Source organism: Bordetella genomosp. 13 (assembly GCF_002119665.1).
Lineage (GTDB): Bacteria > Pseudomonadota > Gammaproteobacteria > Burkholderiales > Burkholderiaceae_B > Bordetella.
Genome location: NZ_CP021111.1, coordinates 3,329,910 through 3,355,757 on the forward strand (window position 1 = coordinate 3,329,910; position 25,848 = coordinate 3,355,757).

The window sequence follows — 25,848 nt, forward strand, 5'->3', positions numbered from 1 at the left end:
CATGAAACTGATATCACGCATTCTCCTGACCCTGCTGCTGCTGGGCACGGCGGCCATAGCCGCGCTGTACTGGATGGGCACACGCGAGGACGCCGGACCGGCGGCGCCGGCTGTCGCGGGCGATCCGGCGCAGCAGATCGAGCGCGGCCGCTACCTGGCCAGCGCGGGCAACTGCATGGCCTGCCACACGGCGCAGGGCGGCAAGGCCTACGCGGGCGGGACCCCGGTACCCACTCCGTTCGGCACGCTGTACGGCCCCAACATCACGCCCGACACGCAGACCGGCATCGGCGAATGGAGCGCCGCCGACTTCTGGAACGCCCTGCACAATGGCAAGTCGCGCGACGGCACGCTGCTGTATCCCGCCTTCCCCTACACCGAATACACGCGCATCTCGCGCGCCGATGCCGACGCCCTCTATGCCTACCTGCGCACCGTCGAACCGGTTCGACAGCCCAGCCTCGCCCCCGAGCTGCGCTTTCCCTACGACCAGCGCGTGCTGCTGGCGGCATGGCGCGCGCTGTACTTCCGCCCCGGCGTGCACGAGGACGACCCGGGGCAGTCGGCGCAATGGAACCGCGGGCGCTATCTGACCCAAGGCCCGGGGCATTGCGCGGCCTGCCACGCGCCGCGCAACGGGCTGGGGGCCACCGTGGACGGCGCCAGCCTGAGCGGCGGCCTCATCCCCATGCTGGAATGGTATGCGCCGCCGCTCAATGGCGACGCCGCGTCCGGACTGGGCAATTGGTCGGCCCAGGACATCGCCGCGCTGCTGCGCACCGGCATGTCGGCGCACTCTACCGCCAGCGGCCCCATGGCCGAGGTGGTACAGGGCAGCACGCAGCACCTGACCGAAGCCGATGCCCTGGCCATCGGCACCTACCTGAAGAGCCTGCCCGCCGCGTCGCCCGCGCCGCGCGCCGGCGCAACGGCGCCCGGCGCGACGGCGCCCGGCGCGATGGAACTGGGCGGCAAACTGTACGGGCAGCACTGCGCGCAATGCCACCAGGCATCCGGCGAAGGCAGCGGCGAGGCCTGGCCGCCGCTGGCCGGCAACCCCACGGTGACGGCGCCGTCCGCCGCCAACGCCATCCGCATGGTGCTGGAAGGCGGCTTCGCGCCGGCCACGGCGTCCAACCCGCGGCCGCACGGCATGCCGCCATTCGGCCAGATCCTGAACGACAACGACACCGCCCTGCTGGTCTCGTACATCCGCAACAGCTGGGGCAATGCGGCCGGCGGCGTGACGCCGCTGGAGGTCAAGCGCGCGCGCGAGGCGGCATCGGGCTATTGAAGCGGGCACTGGGCACGAGGCCACCGTGACAGGCGAAACGGGTACCATCGCGCTTTCGCCGAACCCCCGCCCGCCATGCCGCTCGCCGTCGCCATCTTCATATTCACGCTGGTACTCGTCATCGCCCAGCCCCGCGGCCTGGGCATAGGCTGGAGTGCCTGCATCGGCGCGGGGCTGGCGCTGCTGACCGGCGTGGTCCACTGGACCGACATCGGCGAGGTATGGCAGATCGTCTGGAACGCCACCGCGACCTTCATCGCCATCATCATCACCAGCCTGATCCTGGACCAGGCCGGCTTCTTCGAATGGGCCGCCTTGCACGTGGCGCGCTGGGGCCGCGGCCGCGGGCGCAGGCTGTTCGTGCTGATCGTCCTGCTGGGCGCGGTGGTCACGGCGCTGTTCGCCAACGACGGCGCGGCGCTGATCCTCACGCCCATCGTCATGGAGATGCTGCTGGCGCTGGGATTCGCGCCGGCCGCCACGCTCGCGTTCGTGATGGCCGCGGGCTTCGTGGCCGATACCGCCAGCATCCCGCTCATCGTCTCGAACCTGGTCAACATCGTGTCGGCCGACTTCTTCGGCATCGGTTTCGGCCAGTACGCCGCGGTCATGGTGCCGGTCAACGTCGCCGCGGTGGCGGCCACGCTGGCGGTGCTGATGCTGTTCTTCCGGCGCGGCATCCCGCGGCGATATGACCTGTCGCAGTTGCCCGAGCCGCGCAGCGCGGTTCGCGACCCTGTCACCTTCCGCGCCGGCTGGATCGTGCTGGCGCTGCTGCTGGCGGGCTTCTTCGTGCTCGAACCCATGGGCATCCCCATCAGCGCCATCGCCGCGGCCGGCACCGCGGGCCTGCTGCTGGTGGCCGGACGCCAGCACATCATCGGCACGCGCCGCATCATGCGCGACGCGCCGTGGCACATCGTCGTGTTCTCGCTGGGCATGTACCTGGTGGTCTACGGCCTGCGCAATGCCGGCCTGACCGCCTACCTTACCGGCTTGCTGGACCGCTGCGCCGAATACGGCGTGTGGGGCGCTGCCCTGGGCACGGGCCTGATCACCGCGTTCCTGTCCTCGGTGATGAACAACCTGCCCACCGTGCTGGTGGGCGCGCTGTCCATCGCGGACACCAGCGCCACGGGCGCCGTGCGCGAGGCCATGATCTACGCGAACGTCATCGGCAGCGACCTGGGCCCGAAGATCACGCCCATCGGCAGCCTGGCGACACTGCTGTGGCTGCACGTACTCGCACGCAAGGGCCTGACGATCGGATGGGGCTATTACTTCCGCGTGGGCATCGTGCTGACGCTGCCGGTGCTGCTGGTGACGCTGGCCGCGCTGGCGTGGCGGCTGCAGCCCTGACCGGCGCGTCGCGGCGGGGCCATTCATGACCGCGGCGACGCGCTTCTGTTAACGTGACGCCGACTCTCGTGTCCGGAGAAATGGGATGAGCTGGATTGCCGGCCGATTCACGGCCTTCGTATTGATCCTGGCAGGCGCGGCCGTCACGCTAACGCTGGCCGTCGCGCAATCGCCATGGTGGCTGCTGGCGGCCGCGCCGCTGCTCATGCTGTCGCTGCTGGGCGTCTACGACCTGGTGCAGACGCGCCACGCCATCCGCCGCAACTATCCGGTGCTGGGCAACCTGCGTTTCCTGTTCGAGTTCATCCGGCCCGAGATCCGCCAGTATTTCCTCGAGGACGACACGCAGGCCGCGCCGTTCTCGCGCGCGCAGCGCTCCATCGTGTATCAGCGGGCCAAGGAAGAGATCGACAAGCGCCCCTTCGGCACCCAGGAAGACGTGTACGGCGACCGCTATGAATGGATCAACCATTCCATGACGCCCGCGCACGTGGCGGACCCCGACTTCCGCGTCACCGTGGGCGGCGTCGACTGCCGGCAGCCCTATTCCATGTCGGCCTTCAACATCTCGGCGATGAGCTTCGGCGCGCTGTCGGCCAATGCCGTGCTGGCGCTGAACGACGGCGCCCGGCAAGGCAATTTCGCGCACGACACCGGCGAGGGCGGCATCAGCCGCTATCACCGCGAGCCGGGCGGCGCGCTGATATGGAACATCGGCTCGGGCTACTTCGGCTGCCGCGACGAAAACGGCGCGTTCTCCGATGAGGCCTTCATGCGCAATGCCCGGCTGCCGCAGGTGAAGATGATCGAGATCAAGCTGTCGCAGGGGGCCAAGCCGGGCCACGGCGGCATCCTGCCCGCGGGCAAGGTCACCATCGAGATCGCCGAGGCGCGCGGCGTGCAGCCCTGGCGCGACTGCAATTCGCCGTCCAGCCACAGCGCGTTCGATTCGCCCATCGGGCTGATGCATTTCATCGCGCGCCTGCGCGAGCTGTCCGACGGCAAGCCGGTGGGCTTCAAGTTCTGCGTGGGCCATCCCTGGGAATGGTTCGCCATCGTCAAGGCCATGCTCGAGACCGGCATCACGCCGGATTTCATCGTGGTCGACGGTGCGGAGGGCGGCACGGGGGCCGCGCCCGTGGAGTTTGTGGACCACGTCGGCACGCCTTTGCGCGAGGCCCTGCGGCTGGTGCACAACACGCTGATCGGCGTGAACCTGCGCGACCGCATCCGTCTGGGCGCATCCGGCAAGATCATCACTGCCTTCGACATGGCGCGCGTCATGGCCATGGGAGCCGACTGGTGCAACGCCGCGCGCGGCTTCATGTTCGCCATCGGCTGTATCCAGGCGCAGGCCTGCCATACGGGCAAGTGTCCCACCGGCGTCACCACCCAGGACCCGCTGCGCCAGCGCGCGCTGGTGGTGCCCGACAAGGCGCAGCGCGTAGCGCACTTCCATCGCAATACGCTGCACGCGCTGGCCGAACTGATCGGCGCGGCCGGCTTGACGCATCCCGGCCAATTGCGCCCGCACCACATCGCTCGGCGCGTGTCGTCTTCCGAGGTGAAGCTGTTGTCCGCGCTGTTTCCCGAGCTGGCGCCCGGCGAACTGCTGCGAGGCGAATTCCGCCACGACGTGTACCGGGTGGGCTGGGGCATGGCGCGCGCGGATTCGTTCCAGCCGGCCACCGACATCACCTCGGCCCTGGCCGAACTGAACCGTCCCGCCGAGGCCGCGCGCCCCCTGCAGCCGGCGGCGGCGTGAACCATCAAAGCCAGCGCTCGAACAGCCGCGAGAAGCCTTCCATGAAGCGATCGCCCAAGCCGCGGTCCTCCCAGGCCTGCAGGTCGACCTGCGTGGCCTGCGCCACGTCCTGCTGGAACATCTCTTCCATCTGGCTGGCGAAATCGCCGCCCAGGATCACGGCATTGACCTCGTAGTTCAGCGCGAAGCTGCGCCAGTCCATGTTGCTGGAACCCACCGTGGACCACACGCCGTCCACCACCGCGGTTTTCGCGTGCAGCAGCGCGTCGCGCCTTTCATAAATCTTCACCCCCGCGCGCAGCAGTTTTTCATAGTGCGATTGGCCGGCATACAGCACCAGCGACGAATCGCTGAAGCCCGGCAGCACCATCACTACCTCGACGCCCCGCTGCGCGGCATCGGCGAGCACCTGGACGAAGGCCGGGTCCGGCGCGAAGTACGCCATGGTGATGTGAATCGAGCGGCGCGCGCTGGCGAAGGCCGACATCATCGTCAGGTACACCGTATAGCCATCGCTCTCGTCCGGCTGGTTGGCCAGGATGCGCACCGCCAGGTCGCCCTGCCGCGGCGGCGGCGAGGCCGTGATCCATTCCGTCAGCGGCGGTCCCTTCTGCGATTCCCACCCGTCGCGCAACACCTGTTCCAGCTGCGCCACGCCGGGGCCGCGGATCTCGATGTGCGTATCGCGCCATGGCGCCTCGGGCTCTTTCTCCGCTTCGGAATCGGAGCCCGAAGCGGACGACGCGCTGACCACCAAGCCGCTCGAACTCGACGAATACACGCTGCTGATGTTCATGCCGCCCAGGTAGCCCACATGGCCGTCCACGACCAGCACCTTGCGGTGATTGCGCTCGTTGATCGACCAGCCGGCGCGAGCCTCGACGGGATTGACGGGATTGAACACCGTCACCTGCACGCCCGCCTGGCGCATTCTTTCGAACAGGGCGTCGGGCGTGGAGATGGTGCCGACGGCGTCGATCATCAGCGCCACCTCGACGTGGCGCGCGCGGGCCGCGATCAGGGCGTCGGCGAAACGCCGGCCATCTTCGTCATCGTCGAAGATGTACGTTTCCATGTGCACGAACCGTTCGGCCTGGTCGATGGCCTGCAGCATGGCGTCGTAGGCGCTCGCCCCGTCGACCAGCAGGCGCACCTGGTTGCCCGGTACCAGCGGCGTGCCGCTGATGGCCTCTTCCACTTCCAGGTGATAGGCGAGGAAATCGCGCTGCTCATTGTGCCGTGCCGCCAGGTCTCGGCCCTGCTCGTAGCTTCGCCAGCCCGCGTCCGCCGACCGCGCCGCCTGCTCGCCGCGCTGGCGCAGCAGCGTGGTGTCGGGCACGCTGGCGCATGCCGCGAGCAGCAGCGCCAGCCCGGCCGCGCCGCAGCGCGCCAGTTTATTCAGGTATCGGCGGGCACGAGGGACATTCAAGGCTGCCATTGCGTGCGACGCGCCGGCGCGGGGCGGGCGCCGGCCGTGGCTCGGCGCCATGCGGGCGCTTGCACCGGAGCGGGCGGGGTGTAGTGTTCGGCCAGCTGCCACGGCCCACGGGCCTGCGCCACGTGCACGCCGCCGGCATCATGCAGCAGCGCGGTCACCATGGGTACGCCCGCGGGGTGCACCTGCACGGCGACCAGGATGGTCTTGCCGAACAGGCCGCTGCTCAGCCCGCCGGCCTGGCCGGGCAAGCCGCCCACCATCCACAACGAGGCCAGCAATGCGCCCAGGTATGCCCCCGCGGCGCCTCCGGCGGCCAGCGCCATGCCGTCGCTCCATTGCGGCAGGGAACACAGGGCCGCGCCGACCAGCGCCCCCAGCGCGGACAGGGCGGCCACGACCGACACCGCGCCCTTGCGGCCAGCCGCCGTGCCCAGATCCGGACCATTGCGCAGCGCGTTCTCGGCCGTATCGCCTACCGAGGACTCTCCATGGAACATGCTGACGGCTTCTTCGGCGAATCCGTCCGCGACCAAGGCATGCGCCGCGCTACGCGCCGAGGCGAGGCTATCGAAGCGAGCAACGACAATGGTGGACATGCGGACCTCCCAGGCTAGCGCGGCGGCGCCACGACATGACCGTATTCTTACCAATGCGGTCGACGGCCGCCCTGATGATTGGCAACGAGCCGTAGCACGGTATTTCTGGGTGGCGCCGCCAGGCGTCCGGACGCGCATTTCGTAAAAGTCCTTTGCAATCCGGAGCGCGCGCATTGACATCCGCGGCCCGCGCGCGGGCACAATAACGCCAGAGAATAAGAAGCTGCCCCACGCGGCATAAAGAAGATGGCTCGCACCACGCGCCCCGCTCCACAGCCGACAAGGAAGGACAAGACCGCATGGCACGCTCCCTGACTTCCCTCGCCTCGGCCGCCCCGGCCCAGGTATCGCGCGGCGGCACCGCCGACGAAGAACTGCGCGCCGGCCTCATGGCCGCCGTCCCCACCATCAGCCCGAAGTACCTGTACGACTCGCTGGGCTCCAGCCTGTTCACCGCCATCACCCTGCTTCCCGAGTACTACCCCACGCGCTGCGAAGCCGAGATCCTGCGCGAGCAGGCCTCGCGCATTGCGTATCACGTAGGACGCGTCGAGTCGCTGATCGACCTGGGTGCGGGCGACTGCGTGAAGGCCGAGAGACTGTTCCCGGTACTGCAGCCCACGCGCTACGTGCCGATCGACATCTCGGCGGACTACCTGAACGATGCCGTGGCGCGGTTGCGCCATGCGCATCCCGGCCTGGAGATTCGCGCGCTGGGGCGCGACTTCTCGCACACATTCGATCTGCCCGAAAGCGTGCCTGCCGAGAACCGCCTGTTCTTCTATCCCGGCTCGAGCATCGGCAATCTGTCGCCCGACGAAGCGCTGGCGCTGCTGCAGCGCATCCATGCGCTCTGCCCCGGAGGCGGCCTGCTGGTGGGTGTCGATCGCGTCAAGCCGCGCGGCGTGCTCGAGCCGGCATACGACGACGCGCTGGGCCTGACCGGCGCTTTCAATCTGAATATGCTGCGTCACGTGAATACGCTGTTGGGCAGCAACTTTCGGGTCGAGGACTGGCGGCACGAGGCACGCTATAACGAGACCGAATCGCGCGTGGAAATGCACCTGCGCGCCGCCGCCGACGTGCTGGTGAAATGGCCCGGCGGCGAGCGCCACTTCGCGCGCGGCCAGAGCATCCACACCGAATGCTCGTACAAGTACACGGTGGACGGCTTTGCCGACCTGTTGCGACGCGCCGGATTCGGCAAGATCCAGCACTGGTCGGATCGACGCGACTGGTTTTCCGTGTTCAGCGCGCGCGCCTGAAAGAGCGCCGCACGACCCATCCAGGAGCCACGATGGATACCGTTTACCAGTCGCCGCAGCCCATCGGCGCGCGGTCCAGGCCAGCGGCGGCCGAGCGCACGCTCTCGCAGCGCTACGACGCCGTGCGCACCCTCAGCGTGGAGCTGTCCCGGCCGCTCAGCCCGGAGGATTGCCAGGCGCAGTCCATGCCGGACTGCAGTCCGGTCAAGTGGCACCTGGCGCACACCACATGGTTCTTCGAAACCTTCGTGATGGGCAAGTACGACCCGGGCCGCGAACCCTTCCATCCGCAATACCGGATGCTGTTCAATTCGTACTACAACGCGATCGGCGACAAGCATCCGCGCCCCCAGCGCGGCCTGCTGACCCGTCCGCCGCTGGCCGACGTGCTGCGCTACCGCGAACACGTCGACGGCGCCATGCAGGCGCTGCTGAAGCGCCATGCCGACGATGCCGAATTCCAGGCCCTGGTCGTGCTGGGCCTGAATCACGAGCAGCAGCATCAAGAGCTGATACTCACCGATCTCAAGCACCTGCTGTCCTGCAACCCGCTGCGGCCGGCGTATCTCGACAAGCCGGCGGGCGTCTCGGCGGCGCCGGCCACGCCCGCCGGCTGGACGCGCTACGACGGCGGCATCGTGCGTGTGGGGAATGAGGGCACAGGCTTCGCTTTCGACAACGAGGGACCGTCGCACGAGGTGCTGCTGCGCCCGTACTGTCTGGCCGACCGCCTGGTCACGCAGGGTGAATACCTCGAGTTCATGCTGGACGGCGGTTATCGCCGGCCCGAGTTCTGGCTGTCGCTGGGCTGGGACATGGTGAACGGCGCTCAATGGCGCGCGCCGATGTATTGGGAAGAACATCAGGAAGAGTGGCGCGTGTTCACGCTGCACGGCATGCAGCCCCTGGATCCGCACGCGCCGGTCACGCATGTCAGCTATTTCGAGGCGGATGCGTACGCCCGCTGGGCGCGCGCCCGCCTGCCTCGCGAGGCGGAATGGGAACACGCCGCGCGCTTGCGCGAGGCCGCGCTGGCCGATTCGGGCGGCGCATTGGCCGGGACTCGCGCCAACATGCTGGATACCGGGCACCTGAACCCGCGTCCCGCCGCGGCGCCCGATGCGGCCCACCCCAGCCAGATGTACGGCGACGCGTGGGAATGGACCTGCAGCTCGTACGAGGCCTATCCCGGCTTCGCACCGCCCGAGGGCGCCGTCGGCGAGTACAACGGCAAGTTCATGTGCAATCAGTACGTGCTGCGCGGCGGGTCCTGCGTCACGCCGCGGGATCACATCCGGGCGAGCTACCGAAACTTCTTCCCGGCCGATGCGCGGTGGCAGTTTTCGGGGATACGGCTGGCGCGGGATGTCTGAGCCGGGCTTGGCCTACGACGGTCGGGGTCGGGGCGGTCTGGCTCGGGTTTGCCGTTGGGTCGCATCGGCTTGCAGCGCCGCGTTTTACCGTGCTAGAATTTCGTTCTTCGCTTCACGGCACTTCTTTGGCGCGGTGAAGCGCGCATCGTCAGATGCATGGCGCATTAGCTCAGCCGGTTAGAGCGACGGAATCATAATCCGCAGGTCCCCTGTTCGAATCAGGGATGCGCCACCAAGTATTCATGCGGCCCGCAGCGATGCGGGCCGTTTTGTTTTTGCTCCGCAATTCCCCGTCTGCTCCGCAATTCTCCAATTCCCAAGGCTATGCTGGGCGTTGGCCGACAACGCTAGGGGCATGAGATGTGCAGGCACTAACAGCGCATCAAAGCCCGCGAGAAGTTGTTCCGCATGGGCGTGTGCCACAACTCCGACGTGGCCCAAGCGGGTGGGCGCATCCCGACGCGCCGCCTGCACGATTCGTGCCGGGGTGCTGGCGGCGACAACAGCAAGTAGACTCATAGATAACAACGGAGATCCACAGCGCCATGTCTGCCAAGAGTTACATCTACGAAGCGAAAAGCGAGGTCGAAGGTGTCCTTCACGACCTGCGACGCCTGAGCGACAAACTGCCCAACGAGCAGAGCGCCCATCTGAGCCGCGCAATCCAAAAGCTCGATTCGGCCAGAAGCGCGCTCGAAAGCGCCCTTTACCATTCGAACGACTAGCTATGAGTCCGCTTGGCCAGCCGACCCCTTGGATTGTCGTGACACTTCTACTCAAGACCAATAATGCAAGCCGCCCGTCTGGCGACGTTACGGCCGCGCGTGCTTTCGAGCCCAGTCAGTTAGGCCATGCGGTTACCGTCTCCCGATGCCGGGCGGCACACCCCCTCACAGCACAAGCACTTGGTCCTGCGCCCAGGCCTGCCAGGCGTCGTAGTTGGCAGGGCCCTGTGGCGGGTCGGGGATCGGCGGGCACGGCGCCAGCAGTCGCTGTCCAGCGGCGGCATCGCGCGCGGCACATACTGAATCTGTGAGGGTGCGCACCCGAAAAACATCAGGGCGGCAGCCAGCAGGCAGAGAGTTCGCATAGCGATCCGTTGCGGTCCGCGAGCTTCAGCACGACGTTGCCCTGCTTGTCCCACCACCAGCCGGTAATGCATTTCGGGATCCGCTCCGGCAGCTTGCGGATGTCCTTCGGGCTGGAGATGCCCCAGGAATTCGCCAGGGCGCTCCGGATCGTCCAGCACCAAGTCGCCCATGTCGTAGAACGCCAGCGTAACCACCTCGCCGATGATCCGCTCCTTGGTCACCTCCAGCTTGGCCATTGCCGCCTTACGGGCCGCTGCTTCCAGCGCAGCTTGCACCTGAAGCTGGCCGACACTCACCTCGGCCGCATTGCTGTCGACTTGTAGCCCGCCGCCATGTACGCCGCCTTCGTTCTTCTCCCCAGCCGACACATACAACTGCACGAACTTCAACTGCATCGGGTTCAGCGCCGCGCCACGGAGCCTGCGCGTATCAAGCGCGCAGGGCTGCGCTGCACCCGGGTTCGGCACAGGATACGGGAGTCATTGGGGTTGGGGATGGTCCTGCCGAACGGCTACTATCTGCCTGCCACCGCGAGCGTATAGATTCGCAGGCATTCAGCTAACAGGAGCGCTGTCATGAAACGGCAATATAAAGTCTGGTTGGCCATACTGGCCGCGCTGGAAGAGAACACCCACAGTTCCATGGACTTCGACTCGATTCTGGAATGGGTCCTGACGAAACTGAAGCCAACGGGCGTGACGGTGACGACGCACGTTATGGAGCACCATCTCGACATTCTCGTTGACGCAGGCTACCTCCAGCGTGTCAGCCAAGGCTATTGGCGACTCACCTGGGACGCTCATGTCTTTATCTCGAGCGGCAACGCCCCTTCGCACATCCAGATGCTGGGGAATCCGCCTCTGCGCTAGCACAATAAAAAGCGCCGCGGCGCTGCCTGCGACGCTTCGGAGATAATCGGCGTGCGCGTGGAGCACCTGCAGCAGTCAGGCGCGCCAGGCCGACGCGCAGGTGGAAGGCGCCGAGGCCCTGGTTTTCAATACTGCGGCGCACGCCAACGGCAATTACTCGACATGCCGCTGATGGCGAGCGGTACGCCCATCGAAACGGGATCGCCTTCCCCTGGGAGAGCATCAACGGCCCCGGCCCTGAGATGCCACCCCTCGAGTATAGGTGGTGAGTTCACGCGCATTGAGGGGCCACGCCCCCAGGAGGGGAAGTCATGCGGCAACTACGTCGGCTTTCCGTTACCCACTTGAACAGCCTGGTGCTGCAGGAGCCGAAAATGTCGACAAGTCCGATTACGGGCGGCCTTACTACGGGCAGCATCAATCAAGCTAGCGCGCTAGCCGATGGGCAGCAGAGCACGAAAGAAGTCGTTGCTGCGTCTTTGCTGAGGCGGGATGAAGGTCTGCAGCAATACCTGACCGACAAGATGGACAGGAATACTGCGCTGCAAAAGAGCTGAGCGCCCTTATGCGGCGAAAAGCGGAGCTGACAAAGGCCGGCGCAATGCAATCCGACCCTCGGAAGATGCTGGAGGTTCAGAGCAAGGTGATCGCGCTTACTCGGCAAATCCAGGAAGAAAGCGTCTCGCTCGCGGTTTCCATCAGGTCCATGAACGACCCGCTGCACACCATCGACGACGTGCAATCGGGCCGAACCCAACTCTAGCGGTAGCTTACATCGATGGACGCTTTCCGCCTCGATGCCATTATCTGAGCGGAAAGCCCAACTCCCGCAGCACGTCGCCCAACTCATAACGCTGATCGCGCGGATCGGCCGTCAACCGGTTGACGATGTGGCGCGTCCATAGCGGATGATCGATCGACTGCTTCTTCCAGAACGCGTCCAACGCACGGTCGTACACTTCGGCCGCCTCGGCATGAGGCGCGGCATCGTAGTACTCGTTATGCAGCACGCTCTCTTGGGGCAGCCGCGGCCGGACGTGCGTGGACAATCCGTCCGCCGGATAGCCGATGGCCATGCCGAACACCGGGAATACGTAAGGGGGCAACTTCAGGTCCGCGGCGATGGGCCGTATGTTGCTGCGGATCGCACCTACGTATACGGCGCCCAAGCCCAGCGACTCGGCGGCCAGCACGGCATTCTGGGCGGCCAGCGCGGTATCCACTGCTGCCAACACCACCGACTCCACGTAGTCCGCACCGTTCACCTGCGCCCCTTGTTGCTGCGCCACCAGCCGCGCGCGCGAATAGTCGGCCAGCCAGATGAGGAACAGCGGGGCCTGCCTGACGAAGTCCTGATTCTTCGCCCACACCGCATGCTGTGCCTTATGGTCGGGATCCTGGATGGCCACGACGCTCCACACCTGCAGATTGGATGAACTGGAGGCCGACTGCGCGGCGGCCACCAGTGTGGGCAGCAGGTCGGCCGGCAGCGCGCGGGGAGAGAACGCCCGCACCGAGCGGTGATTCAGGATGTGGCGGGTGATCGCGTTGTCGATCAGGTCGTATGCGTGGCCGATCTCTTCGCCATAACGCGCGTTCAGCAGGCCAGCGGTGGCAGGAACGTTGGGGTCGTGTGTCTGTGTCATGCGCGGGAATATACGGCGGCCGCCGCAAACGTTCCAGACGAAATGCGAGTTTGCATATGTGGGCACGGAATGCGGCGTCTTCACGACGCTTCTATTCCCGCCAATCTGCGTCCCGGCGACCCGGACCGCGACGACGCGCAGCCTGCCGATCGGCAGGCGCCGCTTGGCCACCCACACGTGATGACGGCCAGCCTGATGACCCCAGCCTGATCACTGCCAGCCTGATCACTGCCAGCCTGATGACTGCCAGCCTGGTGACGGCCGGCCTGGTGACGGCCGGCCTGGCAGCCGGCAGCCTGAGAGGATCTACCGGCCCGCCCCAGCCTTGTGCCCCGCCGATCCAGCCTGCCCCGCCGGCATCTTGCCGTCCGGAACCGGATTTGCCGTCGAGCCCTGCACAGTGCCCTGTCCGGCCGAAGGCTGGGTCGGAGCGCTCGACTGCGACGGGGCCGTCGGCGTGGCGGTTCCCTGCCCCGACTGCCCCGGCGTGCCTTGCTGTCCCGGTGCCCCCTGCTGTCCCGGCTGTCCTTGTTGCGCTGGTTGCCCCTGCTGTTTCTGCTGCCCCTGCTGCCCTGGCTTCTTCTGCTGTCCCTGGCCATCCATCGCGGCGCCCGGTTTGTTCCCCGCGGCCGGATTCTGCGCGGCCTCCTTGGTCGAGGGCCTGCCCGCACGCTGGGTCATGGAATCGTCGGCCGGCGGCTTGGCTTGGCCGGGCTGTCGCGTTTGCCGCTCCTTGTCCTGCCCCTGCTGCGACGCGGCGCCCGACTGCGCGGGAGCCTGCTGTGCGCTGGCGCCCGTGGCGGCGAACGCCGCCGCGGCGGCTGCCAGGGTGATATGCAATATGTGTGTACGTGCCATCGAATCGGCCATGATCGGCTCCTGTATGGAAGAACGATCGCGCCGATCAGCAACCGTCGTTCCCACCAGGGGCGGCGCCCTTCCATGCCTACAATGCGGCTCTCGACCCAGGCCCCATACCCATGCCCCTGCTGAAACTATCCGCCCTGTATGCCGTCACCGCCGTAGCCGAAATCGTGGGCTGCTGGCTCGCCATGCTGGTCGTCAGCCAGCATCGCAGCGCATGGCTGCTGCTGCCGGCCGCTGGTTCGCTGGCGCTCTTCGCATGGCTGCTGACGCTGCATCCCGCCGCGGCCGGCCGGGTCTACGCGGCCTACGGCGGCATGTACATCGCGATGGCGCTGATATGGCTGCGTGTGGTGGACGGCGTCGCGCTGACACGCTGGGACCTGGCCGGCGCAGTCCTGGCGCTGGCCGGCATGGCCCTGATCGGCCTGCAACCGGCGTCGCGCTGAATAGCGTCCCGCTGAATAGCGTCGCACTGAACGCGTCACGCTGAACAGCACCTCCTCCACAGCGCCCCGCGCAAGCGCGTCGCGCAACGAACTCAGGACACGTTGCGCGGCGGGATACCGGTGTCGGTATCGTCCGGCGGCGAGAACAGGTCCCAACACGCCACGAACAAGGCGGCGATCAGCGGCCCGATGACGAAGCCGTTCAGGCCGAACAGCGCCATGCCGCCCAGCGTGGAAATCAGCACGACATAGTCGGGCAGCTTCGTGTCCTTGCCGACCAGCAGCGGGCGCAGCACGTTGTCCACCATTCCGATGACCAGCACGCCGAACGCGATCAGCACGATGCCCTGCCACGTGTCGCCCGTCAGCAGGAAATAGACCGCCACCGGCGCCCAGATCAGCCCAGCCCCGATGGCTGGCAACAGCGACAGGAACGCCATCACCACGCCCCACAAAAGCGCGCCCTGGATGCCCAGTATCCAGAAGATGATGCCGCCCAGCACGCCCTGCACCGCGGCCACCGCCACGTTGCCCTTGACGGTGGCGCGGATCACGGTGGTGAACTTGCGGAACAGGTGCTGCTTGTGCATGTCGCTCAGGGGCACCGCGCGCCGCACGCGGCGCGACAGCGCCGAACCATCGCGCAACAGGAAGAACAGCAGATACATCATCACGCCGAAGCTCACCAGGAACTGGAACGTGTCCTGGCCGATGTTGAAGGCCTGCGTCGCCATGAACTGGCTCGCCTGCATGGCGCCCGACGTCAGCTTGTCCTGGATGCCCTTGACGTCGCCCACGTCGAAGCGGGCCAGCAGGTTCTGCACGGGCGTGGGCAAGGCGGCGATGGCCTGCTGGAAGTACACGCCGAAATCCAGATTGCCCGACCGCATGCTCTGGTAAAGGTTCGCGCCCTCTTGCACCAAGGACGCGGCGATCAGCGTCATGGGCAGGATGACCAGCAGCAACACGATGAGCAGAGTCAGCAACGCGGACACATTGCGCCGCCCTCCCACGCGCGTCAGGATGCGGCGGTGCACCGGCGCGAAGATGATGGCGAGGATGGCGCCCCAGAATACCGCGCCCCAGAACGGCAGCAGCACCCAGGCGAACGCCACGGACACCACGATCAGCAGGTAATGGAAGGTTCTGTCGTGCATCAAGCTGGACTTGGTCATGAGCCATCCATAAGGCCGCGGCCACCGCGAGACGGGCCATTGTACAGAGAGGTACTGGTATCCGAACCGCTCAGGGCGTGGGCGAGCGCAACGCTTGCAGCTGCCGCGCCGCCGCGTCGATGTCGCCCGAACGCCCGTTCAGTTGGGTAAGCAGTGTGTTGAACCGGGCCTGGACCGATGGGTCGCGCACCTGGGCCAGCGGCCCGTCGATCAGCAACTGCCCCGCATGCGTCTGCGCGAATTGCGCGACGCGATGGGCATCGGCCAGCGTGTCCAATATGGCGGGGTAGACGGCAAGCAGCGCAGCCGCCGGCTCGGTCACCGCATGGTGATAGGCAGGCGCATAGGCCTGCTTCAAGTCGTCGGCCTGCAACAGCGTCGCGCGCGCCTCGTCCGCCCGCGCCAGCGCCTGCATCAAGTCCCGGCGGCGCTGCTCCAGACGCCCGCGCAGCGCTTCGAACTGTGCGCCGCGCTCGGCGATTTCTCCCAAGCTGTGCAGGCTCAGCGTCCGTAGCGCCTGGTCCAGTTCGTCCATGCCGGCCCCAAGCGCCTGCTGGAACGCTTCGATGACTTCGTAGTGCTCGTCGTAGTCACCCAGTTCCTCGCGCTCGTGGTCGGAAAGCCGAGGCGCCAGAGCGCCGGGGGCATCCAGCACGCGCGTCTGAAGGAAATGGATGAACGCCGCCCGTTGCTGCGGTTCGCGGTCGACGCAGCCGGCCAGGGCCAGCACGCCGGCGAACAGCCATAGGCAGGACAGGCGGTAGAAAAATCCCATCGACTTGCCGTCCTCCTGCATGGCTGCTCTGGTTGCGCAGCTTATCCGATACCCTGCCGAACAAGCCGCCACCCTCGGATTTTGTTGCCATCGAAGCGGCCTGTGACAGGACGGCGACAAATTATCTTGACAAAACAAGCGGTTACGCTTATAGTGTTGAAACTTCGCCGACGCGGCCACAGAATAACTACGCAAAACAGCTGCGGCGCCCCGAGCAGGTCTCTTCCAGGTTTGTCCTCGCCACCCCGCCTAGCAAGGCTTGGGCTGGCAATCGATCCCCGGGTTTCCAACGCTAGTCGGCAAGCATGCGCCGCCTGCGCCATCAGGCACAGGCTTGGCTCCTTCTGGTCCAGCATCCGCTCAACCCGTCCGCGAATTCCGCCGACGTCGCGCATGCCAGCTCCCGTCCAGAGCCCGCTGACGCATGGCGCCGACGGCGCCGTGCGGTCACGCAGCTGCAATGCACTCGGGCCATAGTGGTCCGTGCCATCGCTCCGGTTCTCCGGGGCACAAGCAGTTCCCATAACTACAACGCAAAGAGAGAAAACATGAGCAAATTGACTACCCCCCTGCTGCGCCGTCCGCAGCACATCGCGCTGGACGACACGCCCATCCACGTGGGCGACATCGTGCATCTGCAGCCGGCCGATGGTCCCGCCATTCGCGCGCAGGTCATCTACAACGCGCCGCTGAATGGCCAGGTCACCTACACCACCGACCTGGTGCGTTGCGCCGGCGGCGACAGCGGCAACAAGACGCGCATCCGCTTCCGCCACGAGCACGTGCATCGCATCGAGCCCGCACGGCGCCGCGCGGCCGTCGCCTGATCGCGGGCGCCGGTCGGCCGGCCGGCGGCCTCGCGCCGGGTGCGTGATAAAGTGCGCCGGTCGTCCGTATCTCCGCTCACGCCATGTCCTATACCCGCCACCCGGTGCACGTCTGGGATTTGCCGACCCGCCTGTTCCACTGGGCGTTCGCCGCCTGTGTCGTCGGAGCCTACGTCTGCGTGAAGCTGGGCGGCCTGTACATGGACTGGCACGTCCGGTTAGGTCTTGCGGCGCTGGGGCTGGTGGTGTTCCGGATTGTCTGGGGCTTCATCGGCCCGCATCACGCCCGATTCTTCAACTTCGTACGCGGTCCTCGCGCCGTTGTCGCCTATCTGCGCGGAGCCGCCACGCGGGGCGGCCATAACCCGCTGGGGGCGCTGTCCGTGCTGGCCATGCTGCTGGCGATCGGCGTACAGGCAGCCACCGGGCTGTTCATCACCGACGACATCATGGTGCAGGGCCCCTTGTTCGGCCGGGTCGACGAGTCCACGTCCAACCTGATGGCGTGGGTGCACCACACCAACGAATGGATCATGATCGCGCTGGTGGCGCTGCACCTGGCCGCCATCATCTGGTATGCGCTGGTGCGCCGCCAGCGGCTGGTGGGCGCGATGATCACCGGCAACATGCCGGCCGGCCATCTGGCCGACGATGCGATCTCCAGTGACGACGGCCCGGCCGTGTGGCTGAGGGCCATCGTACTGGCCGCCTGCGCCGCGGGACTGATCTGGTGGATCCAGTCGCTGGAAGCGGCGGCGAGCTTTTCCTATTGAAGCGCCGCGCGGCGACCAGAACCGGCCGCCGCTTTCAAGGCCTCAGGGCCGCTGGCGATAAGAGTCGTGGCAGGCCTTGCAGCTGGCGCCCACGTCGCCATAGGCCGCGCGCAGCTGCGCCAGGTCGCCCGAATCCGCGGCCGCCGCCAGCTTGCCGACATTGGCCCGGAAGGCGTCCTGCTTCTGCTTGAAGTCCGCGGCGCCGCTCCAGACCGCGGGGCGCGCATGGCCGCCCTCGGTGCCGGCGCCGAACGCCGTCCAGGGCAAGGCCGACAGGGTCTGCAGCACCTGCACGTTGGCCTTGATCTGGGCTGCATCGTACGGGGCCTGGCCGCGCACCACCGGCTGCATGCGGCCGAAGTGCGAAGCGATCAGGCTCAGGGCCGATTGCCGGTACTTGACGGCGTCTTCGGGCTTGGCGAATTGCGCGGAGGACGGCGCCGCCCAGAACGCCGCGCCCATACAGGCGAGCACGGCGGCAGCCGCGGACAACTTCTTCATGTATGAACTCCTGGAGTGAATGTTCTAGCGGTGAGCGCTTGTCGCAAGCGCACCGCTGCGGCGGCTTCAGGAGCGATGGCAGCAGCGGCGCGCCCCGCTTGGACTATACCTGTCGCGCAAGGTTCGCGGCCAAACCCAGATAAGAGCGCGGCGTCATGTCGAGCAGACGTTGCCGGGCGTCGTCGGGCAGTTCCAGGCCGGTGATGAATTCGCGCAGCGCTTCCTGGGTGATGCCCTTGCCTCGGGTCAGCGCCTTGAGCTGCTCGTAGGGCTGCGGCAGGCCGTAGCGGCGCATGACGGTCTGCACCGGCTCGGCCAGCACTTCCCAGCATGCGTCGATGTCGGCGTCGATGGCCGCGGCATTGACCTCGAGCTTTTCCAGCCCGCGCAGGCAGGCATCCCAGGCCACCAGGCAATAGCCCAGGCCCACGCCCAGGTTACGCAGCACGGTGGAGTCGGTCAGGTCGCGCTGCCAGCGCGAGACCGGCAGTTTCTCGGACAGGTGGCGCAGCACGGCGTTGGCCAGGCCCAGGTTGCCTTCGGAGTTCTCGAAGTCGATGGGATTGACCTTGTGCGGCATGGTCGAAGAACCGACCTCGCCTTCTTTCAGGCGCTGCTTGAAGTAGCCCAGCGACACGTAGCCCCAGATGTCGCGATCCAGGTCGAGGATGATGACGTTGGCGCGGGCCACCGCGTCGAACAGCGCCGCCATCCAGTCGTGCGGCTCGATCTGGATGGTGTGGCGGTTCTGCGTGAGGCCCAGGCCGGCCAGCACGCCCCGGCTGAACTCGGGCCAATCGATCTCGGGATAGGCGGACAGGTGCGCGTTGTAGTTGCCCGTGGCGCCGTTGAGCTTGGCCAGCGGCTCGACCGCCTCGACGGCCGCGATGGCGCGCTGCAGACGGGCCGCGACGTTGGCGAATTCCTTGCCGAGCGTGGTGGGACTGGCCGGCTGGCCGTGCGTGCGCGACAGCATGGGCTGGTCGGCGTAGGCGGCCGCCATGCCGGCCAGCTTGTCGGCCAGTTGGCGCAGGCGCGGCACCAGCACGTCGGTGCGGGCGCGGCCCAGCATCAGCGCATGCGACGTATTGTTGATGTCCTCGGAGGTGCAGGCGAAATGGATGAACTCGGCGGCGGCGGCCAGTTCGGCATGATCGGCCACCCGCTCTTTCAGCCAGTACTCGACGGCCTTGACGTCATGGTTGGTGGTGCGCTCGATTTCCTTGATGCGGCGGGCGTCGGCCTCGGAGAAGTCACGCACCAGGGCGGCCAGGCGATCGCGGGCGTCCTGGCTGAAGGCGGGCAGTTCCGGCAGGCCGGCATCCGACAGCGCCACCAGCCAGGCCACCTCGACCTCGACGCGATGCGCCATGAAACCGGCCTCGGACAGCAGCCCCCGCAGCGCGTCGCCGCGGGACGCGTAACGTCCATCCAGTGGCGAAAGCGCATTGAGTTGGGTAAGCTGATCGGCAATCTGCATGATGGTGTGGAGATAAAGTAAGCGGCACCGTCGATAAAGCGGCGCCTGGATGGCGTAGCGAAATGGCGGAGGAAAAATGGGGGGCGTAACCTTAGGGGCATGGCACCAAAGGCGGGCCCGATTTTATCATCGCGGCCCCTGCAGCACTGTCGCAACCACGCATCGCCCCTGGGCTGACAAAGCCGGGGCCCTGGCCCGGCCTGCTATACTTCGGCCGCTTTCCGACTTCGCATTTTCCGTGACTCCATGAAACTGATCGGCTCGCTTACCAGTCCTTACGTCCGTAAAGTGCGCGTCGTCATGGCCGAGAAAAAGCTGGACTACAAGCTCGAGCTCGAGAACGTCTGGGCTGCCGACACGCAGATCCAGAAGTTCAACCCCCTGGGCAAGGTCCCCTGCCTGGTCATGGAAGACGGCGGCGCGCTGTTCGACTCGCGCGTCATCGTCGAATACCTCGACACCCTGTCGCCCGTGGCGCGGCTGCTGCCGCAGTCCGGCCGCGAGCGCGCCGCGGTCAAGTGCTGGGAAGCCATCGCCGATGGCCTGCTCGATGCCGGCATCATCATCGTGAAAGAGCGTCAGCGCCCCGAGTCGCAGCAAAGCGACGAATGGATCCAGCGCCAGTACGGCAAGATCGAGGCCAGCCTCGACGCCATGAACAAGAGCCTGGGCGAACATCCGCACTGTATGGGCATCAACTACAGCCTGGCCGACATCGCACTGGGCTGCGCGCTGGGCTATCTCGACCTGCGCTTCCCCGACCTGGACTGGCGCGCCAACCACGCCAACCTGGCCCGCCACTACGACAAGCTGTCCACGCGCCAGTCGTTCGTCGACACCGCGCCGCCGGCCGCCTGAGGCGCGCCAGCTCTGCCGCCCCGAAAGGCGACGTCACCGGACATGAAAAAGGCGGGCCAGCGGCCCGCCTTTTTCTTTGCAGCGTGCGCTGCGAACGACTATGCGAACGCCTGCCAGGCCTTCACCAGCATGTAGGCCGCCAGGGCGAACAGCAGGAAGGCGAACACGCGCTTGAGCGTGGCCACCGGCAGGCGATGCGCCATGTTGGCCCCGAACGGCGCGGTAAGCACACTGGCGCAGACCAGCGCCAGCAGCGCCGGCCAGTGGATATAGCCGATCATGCCGGGCTGCATGGTGTCTTCGCGCAGGCCCGAGATCACATAGCCGGCGCTGTTAGCCAGCGCGATCGGGAATCCCAGCGCGGCCGAGGTGGACACGGCGCTGTGCAGCGCCACGTTGCACCACACCATGAACGGCACCGACAGGAAGCCGCCGCCGGCGCCCACCAGGCCCGAGATGAAGCCGATGCCCACGCCCGCCGCGCTGGTGCCGACCACGCCAGGCATCTGGCGGGTGGGCTTGGGCTTGACGTTGCGCAGCATGTTGTAGCCCGAATAGCCCACGAACACGGCGAAGAACAGCGACAGCCACGCGGTGCTGATGAACGAGAACGCCGCGCCACCGGACAGCAGGCCGCCGATGATGATGCCCGGGGCCATCATGGCGACGATGCGCCATTGGATGGTGCCCTTCTTCTGGTGAGCCCGTATGCTGGAAAGGGAGGTGAACAGGATGGACGTCATGGACGTGGCGATCGCCGCGTGCACCACCAGGTCGGGCGGCAACTGCTGCCAGGTGAAGACCATCGTCAGAAAGGGCACCAGCAGCATGCCCCCGCCTATGCCCAGCAGGCCGGCTGCAAAGCCCGCCACTGCGCCCAATGCCAACAGGCACAGTACGACACTAATGTCCACGCTCAACTCCTCTTTCTTTGGAAACTTATGGCGGCCGGCGGATCCGGCTCGCTGATGCATACCTTGATGCGCCCATCCCCCTGGGCGCGGTCACGCGATGATACCGCCTCCCAGGCAGACGTCCCCGTCGTACAGCACCGCGGACTGCCCCGGCGTGACGGCCCATTGGTCCTGGTCGAACGACAGCGCGAACGTCCCGGCCTCGGCATCGGCATCGGCCAGCGCACAAGCCGCGTCGGCCTGGCGATACCGTGTCTTGGCTCCGTACGCGCCGGGCGCTGGCGCGCGGCCGGCAATCCAGCTGGAGTCCTGCGCCTTCAGCGTGCCGGACAACAGCCAGGGATGATCGTGGCCCTGCACCACGTACAGCACATTGCGCTCCAGGTCCTTGCGCGCCACGTACCACGCCTCCGCCGTGCCATCGTCGCGCTGGCGGCCCTTGACGCCGCCCACCCCCAGCCCCTTGCGCTGGCCCAGCGTGTAAAACGACAGGCCATGGTGCCGGCCGACCCCCAGCCCCTCGGGCGTCAGGATGGGTCCCGGCGCCGTCGGCAGATAGCGGTTGAGGAACTCGCGGAACGGGCGTTCGCCGATGAAGCAGATGCCCGTGGAGTCCTTCTTCGCGGCATTGTGCAGCCCGATCTCGTGGGCGATGCGGCGCACCTCGGTCTTGTGCAGCTCGCCCAGCGGGAACAGCGTGCGGGCCAGCTGCGCCTGGTTCAGGCGGTGCAGGAAGTAGCTTTGGTCCTTGCTGCCGTCCAGCGCCTTCAGCAACTGGTATTCGCGTCCTTCGGGACCGTCGACCGCCCGCACGCGCGCGTAGTGTCCCGTGGCGATGTGCTCGGCGCCCAGCGCCATGGCGTGGTCGAGAAAAGCCTTGAACTTGATCTCGGCGTTGCACAGCACGTCGGGATTGGGCGTGCGGCCGGCGGCGTACTCGCGCAGGAACTCGGCGAACACGCGATCTTTGTACTCGGACGCGAAATTGACGTACTCGAACTCGACGCCGACGCGATCCGCCACGCTGGCGGCGTCCAGCAGGTCCTGGCGGGTGGAGCAATACTCGGAGTCGTCGTCGTCTTCCCAGTTCTTCATGAACAGGCCGACGACCTCATAGCCCTGCTGCTTGAGCAGCCAGGCGGTGACGGAAGAATCGACGCCGCCCGACATGCCGACGACGACGCGGCCAGGCTTGGTGGTGGATACGGACATGATGGGCGGTATTTTAGACTGCGGCGGGAAGGGACCGCGGCATGCCCTTCGTGCCGCGCATTACGCCTGCCGGCCGGGCGCGCCGGGCCGGGCTAGACGCGGACTAGGACTCTCCATCGGGACGCGGCTCCGCGGCACGCGACACTTCCATCAGCCAGGTGCGGAATGCCTGCAGAATGGGCAGGCTGGCCTTCTGCTCGGGATAGCACAGGTAATAGCCCTGGCGAGCGCGTATGGGCAGCCGCACGGGCTCGACCAGGGATCCGTCGTTCAGCTCGTCGCCTATCAGGCAGCGCGGGATCAGCGCAACGCCGAAGCCGGCGGCGGCCGCCTGCGTCAGCAGCGAGTACTGGTCGAAGCGCGCGCCTTCCCGGCTGCGCCGCGTGTCGCAGCCGGCCTGCTGCAGCCAGTCCGTCCAGCCTTCGAGCGCCGAGGTATGGTGCAGCAAGGGATAGCTCAGCAGGTCCGCGGCCTGCACGCCGGCTCGCGGCATCAGCCGCGGACTGCACACCGGCACCACGTCGCGTCCCACGATATAGTCCGCCCCGCTGCCCGGCCAGAAGCCCTCGCCGAACCGCACCGCCGCGTCCAGTTCCGGCGTGGAGAAATCGTAGCCCTGGCGATGCGGCAGGAACTCCACGTGGATGTCGGGCCGCAGCCGCATGAAGGCCGTCAGCCGCGGGATCAGCCAGCGCGCGCCGAACGTGGGCATGCAAGTCAGGTGCAGCGTGCCGCCGCGGCCCTGGTGGGCCATCAGTTCCACCGTGGCGGCCTCGATCTGCCCCAGGCCGGCCTGGATCTTGGTCAGATAGCTGCGCCCCGCCTCCGTCAGCACCAGCCCCTGCCGGATGCGAAGGAATAGCTGGACCCCGATGAATTCCTCGAGGTGCTTCACCTGCTTGCTGACGGCGCCCTGCGTGACGCAGAGCTCTTGCGCGGCGCGCGTGAAACTGCTGTGGCGGGCCGCGACTTCGAAGGCCTGCAGGTCGGTAAGAGAGGGGCAGAAGCGGCGCATGAAACGGGTGGCCGGCGGGAGACCGGGCACCGGTACGAAAAAAGGGGCGGAGAAGACCAGACTGGGCGCGTGTCGGCCGCAGGGTCAAGCATGACAAAAAGGAATAGGTTACGGAGAAAGTTTCGTTTGTGCAAACCGCCGACGCGGGCAAGAATCGGCGGTTGTACCTAGCATTTATCCACCTCTGCATCGTTACCTCTTAGAACAACCCACAGGAAAGAAGCCCATGCAACGCCGCAATGCCATTCTGGGTCTGTCGCTGGCCGCCGCGCTCGCCACCCTGCCGCTGACCTCCGGCCTGGCCCATGCCCAGGACTACCCCACCAAGCCGATCCGCCTGATCGTGCCCTTCCCGCCTGGCGGCACCACCGACATCGTCGGCCGCCTGTTCGCCGACAAGCTGACCCGCGCGCTGGGCCAGACCGTCGTGGTCGAGAATCGCGGCGGCGCCGGCGGTTCGATCGGCAGCGCCTTCGTGGCGAGCAGCCAGCCGGACGGCTACACGCTGGGCATCGCCACCGTCAGCACGCACGGCATCAACCCGGCCATCTACCCGAACCTGCCCTTCGACGTCACCAAGGACTTCACGCCGATCTCGAACCTGGCGGCTGTGCCGAACGTCATGGTCGTCAACCCCGGCAAGGTGTCCGCGAAGACGATGGCCGACTTCGTCAAGCTGGCCAAGAGCGAGCCCGGCAAGCTGACGTACGCGTCGGCCGGCAACGGCTCGGTCTCGCACATGATGGGCGAGATGTTCAAGATGGCGTCGGGCACCGACCTGATGCACGTGCCCTACCGCGGCGTCGGCCCGGCCCTGAATGACACGCTGGCCGGCCAGGTCGACATCCTGTTCGACAACCTGCCCTCGTCGCTGCCGCACGCGCAGGCCGGCAAGCTGGTGGCGCTGGCCGTGGCCGCGCCCAAGCGCGTCGCCGCGCTGCCCGACGTGCCGACCTTCGCCGAAGTCGGCCTGGCGCCCGTGAACGACTCGTCGTGGTTCGGCCTGGTGGGCCCGGCCAAGCTGCCGCAGCCCATCGTCGACAAGCTGTACAAGGCCGTGGTGGAAGTCAGCGCCGAAGCCGACGTCAAGAGCAAGCTGGAAGGCCTGGGCGCCTCCCCCGTGGCCAACAGCCCGGCCGACTACGCCAAGCAGATCCAGGCCGAAGTCGAGAAGAACAAGCGCATCGCCAAGGAAGCCAACGTCAAGATCGACTGAGTCTCGCTGACCCAGGGCCCCGCCTCTCGATGCGGGGCCGCGATCCCAAACCGCAGCAACCCTTTATGTCCATTCAGCAGCCACTTTCTTACCGCCTAGAACTGCCCGCCGATTATCCGACCGCAGCCGGGTCGGCGCCGCTGGTGCTCGATTCTCCGCACAGCGGCACGACGTACCCTCCCGATTTCAAGTCGGTGATCGAAGCAGGCGTCCTGCGCACCGCCGAAGACACCTGGGTCGATGACCTGTGGAGCGACGCCGTCGCACTGGGCGTGCCCCTGCTGGGCGCCACCTTCCCGCGCAGCTACATCGACTGCAACCGCAGCCCGTCCGACATCGATCCGGACATGCTCGACGCGCCCTGGCCCGGCCCCCTCTCGGGCTCGCCCAAGATCAAGCTTGGCAAGGGCCTGATCTGGCGCATGCTGGACGACGGCACGCCGCTGTACGACCGCAAGCTCAGCGTCGACGAAGTGCGCCACCGCATCGAAGCATGCTGGCAGCCCTATCATGACGCGCTGCGCCGTTTGCTGGACCAGGCCCACGCGCGCTTCGGCAAAGTCTGGCACATCAACTGCCATTCCATGCCCAGCGTGGCCGGCAAGTTCGCCACCGACAAGCCCGGCCTGGTGCATCCCGACTTCGTGCTGGGCGACCGTGACGGCACCACCGCCGATCCCTCGTTCGCCCGATTCGTCGCCGACTTCCTGCGTCCCCGCGGCTACGACGTCGCCATCAACGATCCCTACAAGGGCGTCGAGCTGGTGCGCGAGTTCGGCCGTCCGGCCGAAGGCCGCAACAGCCTGCAGATCGAGATCAACCGCAAGTTGTACATGGATGAAGTGTCGCTGCGCCCCACGGCGCAGTACGGCAGGTTGAAGCAGGACCTGCGCGACCTGACCGCCGCGCTGGTCGACTGGACGCGCGCGCAGGTGACCTGATACACGCGTAGCAGGCCGGCGCCTGCGCGCGCCAGCTCGCCGGACTACCCGCAGTCCGCTGGGCGCAAGCCCCCATGGAGACCACGCCATGGGGGCTTTTTTTGGTCACGCCGATCGTCGCGACATGCTCATCTGGTCCCCTGGGGTTCGCG

The 25,848-nt window shown here is 66.9% G+C and carries 26 protein-coding genes and 1 tRNA gene; 15 read left to right on the top strand and 12 right to left on the bottom strand.

Features of this window, described 5'->3' with window-relative positions; genetic code table 11:
• The first annotated feature begins 1 nt into the window (after position 1).
• The 3 genes from CAL15_RS14925 (at position 2) to CAL15_RS14935 (ending at position 4,418) form a co-directional block, all read left to right on the top strand.
• On the top strand, positions 2-1,294 hold the full coding sequence (locus CAL15_RS14925) for a cytochrome c (protein WP_086079320.1): 1,293 nt from the start codon (positions 2-4) through the stop codon (positions 1,292-1,294).
• A gap of 75 nt (positions 1,295-1,369) precedes the next feature.
• Complete coding sequence (locus tag CAL15_RS14930) at positions 1,370-2,653, top strand: arsenic transporter (RefSeq protein WP_086079321.1); 1,284 nt, start codon at positions 1,370-1,372, stop codon at positions 2,651-2,653.
• Between the two features lie 85 nt (positions 2,654-2,738).
• Positions 2,739-4,418 carry an FMN-binding glutamate synthase family protein gene (locus CAL15_RS14935; RefSeq protein WP_086079322.1) on the top strand — a complete coding sequence of 560 codons (1,680 nt, stop codon included), beginning with the start codon at positions 2,739-2,741 and terminating at the stop codon, positions 4,416-4,418.
• A gap of 4 nt (positions 4,419-4,422) precedes the next feature.
• Here CAL15_RS14935 and CAL15_RS14940 read toward each other — a convergent pair whose 3' ends face one another.
• Positions 4,423-5,856, bottom strand: coding sequence for a phospholipase D-like domain-containing protein (locus CAL15_RS14940; RefSeq protein WP_086081112.1), 1,434 nt, complete (start codon positions 5,854-5,856; stop codon positions 4,423-4,425).
• Positions 5,844-6,452 (bottom strand): hypothetical protein, encoded by a 609-nt coding sequence (locus CAL15_RS14945; protein WP_086079323.1) that lies wholly within the window; start codon positions 6,450-6,452, stop codon positions 5,844-5,846. The genes CAL15_RS14940 and CAL15_RS14945 overlap by 13 nt, the downstream gene beginning before the upstream one ends.
• 299 nt (positions 6,453-6,751) lie before the next feature.
• Between CAL15_RS14945 and egtD the strand changes: the two genes are divergently transcribed.
• The 4 genes from egtD (at position 6,752) to CAL15_RS14965 (ending at position 9,815) form a co-directional block, all read left to right on the top strand.
• Positions 6,752-7,717, top strand: a complete 966-nt coding sequence (gene egtD / locus CAL15_RS14950; RefSeq protein WP_086079324.1) for an L-histidine N(alpha)-methyltransferase — start codon at positions 6,752-6,754, stop codon at positions 7,715-7,717.
• A gap of 32 nt (positions 7,718-7,749) precedes the next feature.
• Positions 7,750-9,090, top strand: a complete 1,341-nt coding sequence (gene egtB / locus CAL15_RS14955; RefSeq protein ID WP_086079325.1) for an ergothioneine biosynthesis protein EgtB — start codon at positions 7,750-7,752, stop codon at positions 9,088-9,090.
• Positions 9,091-9,248: 158 nt separating this feature from the next.
• Positions 9,249-9,325 (top strand) — tRNA-Met (locus tag CAL15_RS14960).
• Between the two features lie 310 nt (positions 9,326-9,635).
• Complete coding sequence (locus CAL15_RS14965; protein WP_086079326.1) at positions 9,636-9,815, top strand: hypothetical protein; 180 nt, start codon at positions 9,636-9,638, stop codon at positions 9,813-9,815.
• Positions 9,816-9,934: 119 nt separating this feature from the next.
• Here CAL15_RS14965 and CAL15_RS24425 read toward each other — a convergent pair whose 3' ends face one another.
• Positions 9,935-10,576, bottom strand: a complete 642-nt coding sequence (locus CAL15_RS24425) for a hypothetical protein (protein ID WP_157666668.1) — start codon at positions 10,574-10,576, stop codon at positions 9,935-9,937.
• 180 nt (positions 10,577-10,756) lie between these two features.
• On the opposite strand from CAL15_RS24425, the gene CAL15_RS14975 reads away from it, so the two are divergent.
• Together CAL15_RS14975 and CAL15_RS14980 are read left to right on the top strand one after the other, a co-directional pair.
• Positions 10,757-11,050, top strand: a complete 294-nt coding sequence (locus CAL15_RS14975) for a hypothetical protein (RefSeq protein WP_086079328.1) — start codon at positions 10,757-10,759, stop codon at positions 11,048-11,050.
• Positions 11,051-11,361: 311 nt separating this feature from the next.
• Positions 11,362-11,607: a hypothetical protein gene (locus tag CAL15_RS14980; RefSeq protein WP_086079329.1), complete on the top strand. Its 246-nt coding sequence runs from the start codon at positions 11,362-11,364 to the stop codon at positions 11,605-11,607.
• Positions 11,608-11,853: 246 nt separating this feature from the next.
• Here CAL15_RS14980 and CAL15_RS14990 read toward each other — a convergent pair whose 3' ends face one another.
• Both CAL15_RS14990 and CAL15_RS14995 read right to left on the bottom strand, forming a co-directional pair.
• Complete coding sequence (locus CAL15_RS14990) at positions 11,854-12,696, bottom strand: NADPH-dependent oxidoreductase (RefSeq protein ID WP_086079331.1); 843 nt, start codon at positions 12,694-12,696, stop codon at positions 11,854-11,856.
• 306 nt (positions 12,697-13,002) lie between these two features.
• Positions 13,003-13,566: a hypothetical protein gene (locus tag CAL15_RS14995; RefSeq protein ID WP_086079332.1), complete on the bottom strand. Its 564-nt coding sequence runs from the start codon at positions 13,564-13,566 to the stop codon at positions 13,003-13,005.
• 110 nt (positions 13,567-13,676) lie between these two features.
• Here CAL15_RS14995 and CAL15_RS15000 point away from each other — a divergent pair, with 110 nt between their 5' ends.
• Positions 13,677-14,009: a YnfA family protein gene (locus tag CAL15_RS15000; protein ID WP_086079333.1), complete on the top strand. Its 333-nt coding sequence runs from the start codon at positions 13,677-13,679 to the stop codon at positions 14,007-14,009.
• 92 nt (positions 14,010-14,101) lie between these two features.
• Here the strand turns inward: CAL15_RS15000 and CAL15_RS15005 are convergent, their stop codons facing one another.
• Together CAL15_RS15005 and CAL15_RS15010 are read right to left on the bottom strand one after the other, a co-directional pair.
• Positions 14,102-15,184: an AI-2E family transporter gene (locus tag CAL15_RS15005; RefSeq protein ID WP_086079334.1), complete on the bottom strand. Its 1,083-nt coding sequence runs from the start codon at positions 15,182-15,184 to the stop codon at positions 14,102-14,104.
• Positions 15,185-15,254: 70 nt separating this feature from the next.
• Positions 15,255-15,980, bottom strand: coding sequence for a DUF3053 family protein (locus CAL15_RS15010; protein WP_086079335.1), 726 nt, complete (start codon positions 15,978-15,980; stop codon positions 15,255-15,257).
• A gap of 527 nt (positions 15,981-16,507) precedes the next feature.
• On the opposite strand from CAL15_RS15010, the gene CAL15_RS15015 reads away from it, so the two are divergent.
• Both CAL15_RS15015 and CAL15_RS15020 read left to right on the top strand, forming a co-directional pair.
• Positions 16,508-16,786 (top strand): hypothetical protein, encoded by a 279-nt coding sequence (locus tag CAL15_RS15015; RefSeq protein WP_086079336.1) that lies wholly within the window; start codon positions 16,508-16,510, stop codon positions 16,784-16,786.
• Between the two features lie 83 nt (positions 16,787-16,869).
• Complete coding sequence (locus CAL15_RS15020; RefSeq protein ID WP_086079337.1) at positions 16,870-17,559, top strand: cytochrome b/b6 domain-containing protein; 690 nt, start codon at positions 16,870-16,872, stop codon at positions 17,557-17,559.
• A gap of 42 nt (positions 17,560-17,601) precedes the next feature.
• Here the strand turns inward: CAL15_RS15020 and CAL15_RS15025 are convergent, their stop codons facing one another.
• Complete coding sequence (locus CAL15_RS15025; protein WP_086079338.1) at positions 17,602-18,060, bottom strand: c-type cytochrome; 459 nt, start codon at positions 18,058-18,060, stop codon at positions 17,602-17,604.
• A 103-nt stretch (positions 18,061-18,163) separates the two neighbouring features.
• Positions 18,164-19,540 (bottom strand): adenylosuccinate lyase, encoded by a 1,377-nt coding sequence (gene purB / locus CAL15_RS15030; protein ID WP_086079339.1) that lies wholly within the window; start codon positions 19,538-19,540, stop codon positions 18,164-18,166.
• A 246-nt stretch (positions 19,541-19,786) separates the two neighbouring features.
• Between purB and CAL15_RS15035 the strand changes: the two genes are divergently transcribed.
• Positions 19,787-20,398, top strand: coding sequence for a glutathione S-transferase (locus CAL15_RS15035; RefSeq protein WP_086079340.1), 612 nt, complete (start codon positions 19,787-19,789; stop codon positions 20,396-20,398).
• Between the two features lie 98 nt (positions 20,399-20,496).
• Here the strand turns inward: CAL15_RS15035 and CAL15_RS15040 are convergent, their stop codons facing one another.
• The 3 genes from CAL15_RS15040 to gcvA form a co-directional block, all read right to left on the bottom strand.
• On the bottom strand, positions 20,497-21,312 hold the full coding sequence (locus CAL15_RS15040; RefSeq protein ID WP_086079341.1) for a sulfite exporter TauE/SafE family protein: 816 nt from the start codon (positions 21,310-21,312) through the stop codon (positions 20,497-20,499).
• A gap of 90 nt (positions 21,313-21,402) precedes the next feature.
• On the bottom strand, positions 21,403-22,524 hold the full coding sequence (mnmA, locus tag CAL15_RS15045) for a tRNA 2-thiouridine(34) synthase MnmA (RefSeq protein WP_086079342.1): 1,122 nt from the start codon (positions 22,522-22,524) through the stop codon (positions 21,403-21,405).
• A gap of 103 nt (positions 22,525-22,627) precedes the next feature.
• A complete protein-coding gene (gene gcvA / locus CAL15_RS15050; RefSeq protein ID WP_086079343.1) occupies positions 22,628-23,539 on the bottom strand; it encodes a transcriptional regulator GcvA in 912 nt (303 codons plus the stop codon).
• A 226-nt stretch (positions 23,540-23,765) separates the two neighbouring features.
• Between gcvA and CAL15_RS15055 the strand changes: the two genes are divergently transcribed.
• A complete protein-coding gene (locus tag CAL15_RS15055) occupies positions 23,766-24,755 on the top strand; it encodes a Bug family tripartite tricarboxylate transporter substrate binding protein (RefSeq protein ID WP_086079344.1) in 990 nt (329 codons plus the stop codon).
• Positions 24,756-24,820: 65 nt separating this feature from the next.
• Positions 24,821-25,696, top strand: coding sequence for an N-formylglutamate amidohydrolase (locus tag CAL15_RS15060; protein WP_086079345.1), 876 nt, complete (start codon positions 24,821-24,823; stop codon positions 25,694-25,696).
• Positions 25,697-25,848: the final 152 nt, after the last annotated feature.

What these genes read in the sequence shown, in the direction of transcription:
- CAL15_RS15000 (WP_086079333.1), top strand. Translation starts at nt 13,677, where the DNA reads ATGCCCCTGCTGAAACTATCCGCCCTGTATGCCGTCACCGCCGTAGCC.
- CAL15_RS15035 (WP_086079340.1), top strand. Translation starts at nt 19,787, where the DNA reads ATGAAACTGATCGGCTCGCTTACCAGTCCTTACGTCCGTAAAGTGCGC.
- CAL15_RS14965 (WP_086079326.1), top strand. Translation starts at nt 9,636, where the DNA reads ATGTCTGCCAAGAGTTACATCTACGAAGCGAAAAGCGAGGTCGAAGGT.
- egtD (WP_086079324.1), top strand. Translation starts at nt 6,752, where the DNA reads ATGGCACGCTCCCTGACTTCCCTCGCCTCGGCCGCCCCGGCCCAGGTA.
- CAL15_RS15055 (WP_086079344.1), top strand. Translation starts at nt 23,766, where the DNA reads ATGCAACGCCGCAATGCCATTCTGGGTCTGTCGCTGGCCGCCGCGCTC.
- CAL15_RS15010 (WP_086079335.1), bottom strand. Translation starts at nt 15,980, where the DNA reads ATGCAGGAGGACGGCAAGTCGATGGGATTTTTCTACCGCCTGTCCTGC.
- CAL15_RS15015 (WP_086079336.1), top strand. Translation starts at nt 16,508, where the DNA reads ATGAGCAAATTGACTACCCCCCTGCTGCGCCGTCCGCAGCACATCGCG.
- CAL15_RS14975 (WP_086079328.1), top strand. Translation starts at nt 10,757, where the DNA reads ATGAAACGGCAATATAAAGTCTGGTTGGCCATACTGGCCGCGCTGGAA.
- CAL15_RS14940 (WP_086081112.1), bottom strand. Translation starts at nt 5,856, where the DNA reads ATGGCAGCCTTGAATGTCCCTCGTGCCCGCCGATACCTGAATAAACTG.
- CAL15_RS14925 (WP_086079320.1), top strand. Translation starts at nt 2, where the DNA reads ATGAAACTGATATCACGCATTCTCCTGACCCTGCTGCTGCTGGGCACG.
- CAL15_RS15025 (WP_086079338.1), bottom strand. Translation starts at nt 18,060, where the DNA reads ATGAAGAAGTTGTCCGCGGCTGCCGCCGTGCTCGCCTGTATGGGCGCG.
- CAL15_RS14930 (WP_086079321.1), top strand. Translation starts at nt 1,370, where the DNA reads ATGCCGCTCGCCGTCGCCATCTTCATATTCACGCTGGTACTCGTCATC.
- CAL15_RS15005 (WP_086079334.1), bottom strand. Translation starts at nt 15,184, where the DNA reads ATGACCAAGTCCAGCTTGATGCACGACAGAACCTTCCATTACCTGCTG.
- CAL15_RS14980 (WP_086079329.1), top strand. Translation starts at nt 11,362, where the DNA reads ATGCGGCAACTACGTCGGCTTTCCGTTACCCACTTGAACAGCCTGGTG.
- purB (WP_086079339.1), bottom strand. Translation starts at nt 19,540, where the DNA reads ATGCAGATTGCCGATCAGCTTACCCAACTCAATGCGCTTTCGCCACTG.
- CAL15_RS15060 (WP_086079345.1), top strand. Translation starts at nt 24,821, where the DNA reads ATGTCCATTCAGCAGCCACTTTCTTACCGCCTAGAACTGCCCGCCGAT.
- CAL15_RS14990 (WP_086079331.1), bottom strand. Translation starts at nt 12,696, where the DNA reads ATGACACAGACACACGACCCCAACGTTCCTGCCACCGCTGGCCTGCTG.
- CAL15_RS14945 (WP_086079323.1), bottom strand. Translation starts at nt 6,452, where the DNA reads ATGTCCACCATTGTCGTTGCTCGCTTCGATAGCCTCGCCTCGGCGCGT.
- CAL15_RS24425 (WP_157666668.1), bottom strand. Translation starts at nt 10,576, where the DNA reads ATGCAGTTGAAGTTCGTGCAGTTGTATGTGTCGGCTGGGGAGAAGAAC.
- gcvA (WP_086079343.1), bottom strand. Translation starts at nt 23,539, where the DNA reads ATGCGCCGCTTCTGCCCCTCTCTTACCGACCTGCAGGCCTTCGAAGTC.
- mnmA (WP_086079342.1), bottom strand. Translation starts at nt 22,524, where the DNA reads ATGTCCGTATCCACCACCAAGCCTGGCCGCGTCGTCGTCGGCATGTCG.
- CAL15_RS14995 (WP_086079332.1), bottom strand. Translation starts at nt 13,566, where the DNA reads ATGGCCGATTCGATGGCACGTACACACATATTGCATATCACCCTGGCA.
- CAL15_RS15020 (WP_086079337.1), top strand. Translation starts at nt 16,870, where the DNA reads ATGTCCTATACCCGCCACCCGGTGCACGTCTGGGATTTGCCGACCCGC.
- CAL15_RS14935 (WP_086079322.1), top strand. Translation starts at nt 2,739, where the DNA reads ATGAGCTGGATTGCCGGCCGATTCACGGCCTTCGTATTGATCCTGGCA.
- egtB (WP_086079325.1), top strand. Translation starts at nt 7,750, where the DNA reads ATGGATACCGTTTACCAGTCGCCGCAGCCCATCGGCGCGCGGTCCAGG.